Origin of the sequence: Pararhizobium sp. (assembly GCF_035497515.1) — a bacterium.
Lineage (GTDB): Bacteria > Pseudomonadota > Alphaproteobacteria > Rhizobiales > Rhizobiaceae > Pararhizobium.
This window is the reverse complement of record NZ_DATJDJ010000131.1, coordinates 1-2,623: the sequence shown is the minus strand read 5'-3', so window position 1 is coordinate 2,623 and position 2,623 is coordinate 1. Positions and strand designations below refer to the sequence as shown.

Annotated in this window: 3 protein-coding genes; 1 reads left to right on the top strand and 2 read right to left on the bottom strand. The window is 60.0% G+C overall.

What is annotated here, in order from left to right; all coding sequences use genetic code 11:
• The coding region (locus VL202_RS13870) for a porin (protein WP_325464699.1) at nucleotides 1-450 on the top strand (450 nt) is incomplete at its 5' end.
• Nucleotides 451-635: 185 nt separating this feature from the next.
• On the opposite strand, the gene VL202_RS13865 is transcribed toward VL202_RS13870, so the two are convergent.
• Together VL202_RS13865 and VL202_RS13860 are read right to left on the bottom strand one after the other, a co-directional pair.
• Nucleotides 636-1,544, bottom strand: coding sequence for an alpha/beta hydrolase (locus VL202_RS13865; RefSeq protein ID WP_325464698.1), 909 nt, complete (start codon nucleotides 1,542-1,544; stop codon nucleotides 636-638).
• A 121-nt stretch (nucleotides 1,545-1,665) separates the two neighbouring features.
• Nucleotides 1,666-2,623: lytic transglycosylase domain-containing protein (locus tag VL202_RS13860; RefSeq protein ID WP_325464697.1), on the bottom strand; the 958-nt coding region annotated here is incomplete at its 5' end.

Below are 2,623 nucleotides of genomic sequence, written 5' to 3'. Positions count from 1 at the left end.
GACAACGGCGTTGGCGTTGCTGCCATGGTTTCCGGTTCGGTCGGTGGTGTAACGGCTACCCTGCTCGGCGGCTATGACACCGAACGCGAAGACGGCGCCATCCGCGCTATCCTGTCGGCTGAAGTCGGCCCGGGCACGTTCAGCCTCGCTGGCATCTACGCAACCGACCCGAACGCATACTACAACGAATCCGAATGGACCGTTGCAGCATCGTACGAGTTCAAGGCAACTGAAAAGCTGACCCTGAACATTGCTGGTCAGTACTTCGGTGATTACGCCTTCATCAGCAACGTCGATGCATGGCGCGTTGGTGCAACGGTTGGTTACCAGATCACGGACGGCCTGAAGTCGCTCGCGACCATTCAGTACCAGGACGTCGACGACTCGCGTCGTTGGGGTGTAGGTGGCGACGAAGTCTCCGGCTTCCTCCGCCTGCAGCGCGACTTCTAATCTCTGGCTTCATGTCAGTGATGGAAAGCCCGGTCGAAAGACCGGGCTTTTTTTGTTTTGAGGCCTGTCGTTGTTCCGTCTCACTCGCTGCCGACCGCGAGACTGCTGCACAATTCCTTAAGCCGGAATCGATTTTAGGGTAAAATTATGCGGTATATTCCAGCTGTTAGAGCGACCTTTACGCGTCATGTTTGACGCGCGGCGCTGTGGGCGATCGCGTTGATGAAGTCCCTGATCTCGCCGACCAGTTTCGGCCCATGCAGCAGCGGCGCATGTCCCTGGCCCGCCGCCGTCACGGTTTTCATGCCCGGATGTCGGGCTTTCATCTCGATGAATGTCGCTTCCGAGAGGATAGGGGAGTTCTCGCCCCGGATCGTCATCAGCGGGATCGGTTTCAGTCCTTCATAAAGCGACCAGATATCCGGGATTTGCGCATTCTCGTCGAGGCTGCGCAATGGTTCGATCAGGGACGGATCGAAGTCCGCGACAATCATGCCGTCCTTTTCGGTAAAGATCGCATGCGCCATGTCGGTCCAGTCGGATGGATCGAGCGCCGGAAAGGCTGGTCCGTGCACCCGCTGCAGGTTGTCCACCGCGTCCTCCCATGAATGGAGAACGGGTCGTGCCTCAAGATAAAGCCGGATCTGCAGCAGGCCAGCGATCTCGATGACCGGTCCGATATCGTTGAGGATGACGCCGCGCAGGATTGCCGGACGCATTGCAGCAAGGAGATGCGTTATCAGGCCACCACGCGATGTTCCGATGAAAATCGCCTGCTGGACATCGAGCGCCGCGCAGCCTGTCAGGACATCGTCCGCCTCGACGGAAAGGGCGTAACGGCCGGTATCGGCATCCCATTCCGAACGTCCGCGCCCACGATAATCGAAGGTGACGACCCGGCGTGGTCTTTCAGCCTGCGTTGAAAGCTGGAGGGCAAGTCGGTGAAAATCACGACTGTTTCGGCTAAGCCCCGGCAGACAGACGATCGGCAGGTCTTTTCGATCGTCGGCATGTCCATAGTCGCGGGCATAAAGCCGCAATCCATCGCTTGCCGTAAAAAACCGTTCCTCGAATCCGTCATCGCTCGTGGCCAACGCTATGCTCCTTCATCCTGATGGGGCAACCATAGCGGAAGTGTCGGATGCGGGAAGAGCCGATCGCGTGCCTGCGATGCGCCGCGTTCCGGCTCAACTGAAGTTGGCAGAAGGAAGGACGTCAGCGGCCCATGCGCAGGTCATGGACGATATCGGACGTCTGGCCCAGCCGGGACTTGTAGACCTGGTAATTCTCCATCACCCGCTGAACGTAATTGCGGGTTTCACTGAATGGAATGCGCTCGATCCAGTCGACCACCTCGTCGATCGATTTGCCGCGTGGATCGCCGTAACGGTTGATCCATTCGGGCACCCGGCGCGGACCGGCATTATAGGCGATGAAGGTGAGAATATAGGACCCGGCGAAATCGTCGATTTGCTCGCCGAGATACTGCGCGCCCAGCGTCGCATTGTAGGCGATATCGGTGGTCAGCCGTTCCTTCGAATAGGCGAGACCAAGGCGACCGGCGACGCCCTTGGCGGTGCCGGGAAGAATTTGCAGTAGGCCGCGTGCATTGGCCGGTGAGATAGCTGCGGGATTGAAGGCGCTTTCCTGGCGGGCAATGGCATAAGCCAGCGCCTTGCCGGATCCGCTGATATTGGCGCTCGCCGGAATGACGCCGATCGGGAAGGCAAGGGCTGCAACATCGATGCCGCGACCAAAGGCGATCTTGCCGACCTGCAAGGACAACTGATGTCCGCCCGCCTTTTCAGCCTTCGCGGAGAGGATGGCCAGTTCGCCGGGGCTCGTCAGGTCCTCCGCGAGCGCGCGGTAAAGGCTGTCGGCTCGCCAGGCATGCCCTGTCTCCTCCAGCCGCGCGATGGCGCGAACCGCCTCGCGGCTGTCGAAACGGGCGCGGTCTTCGGCGCTCGGCGAGGGATAAGCAACATTCAGCACTGTGCGACCAAGACGAGCGGCAGCGAGTTGGCCGTAGAACGTGCCGGGAAGGGCCGCCGCCTTGGTATAATATTCGGTGGAATTGCCGGGAGCGCCAGCCTCGACGGCACGGCCCATCCAGTACCAGGCCCGTGAGACAGAGATCGGACGGTTCGACGCTTTCAGGATGCGTTGGAAATGC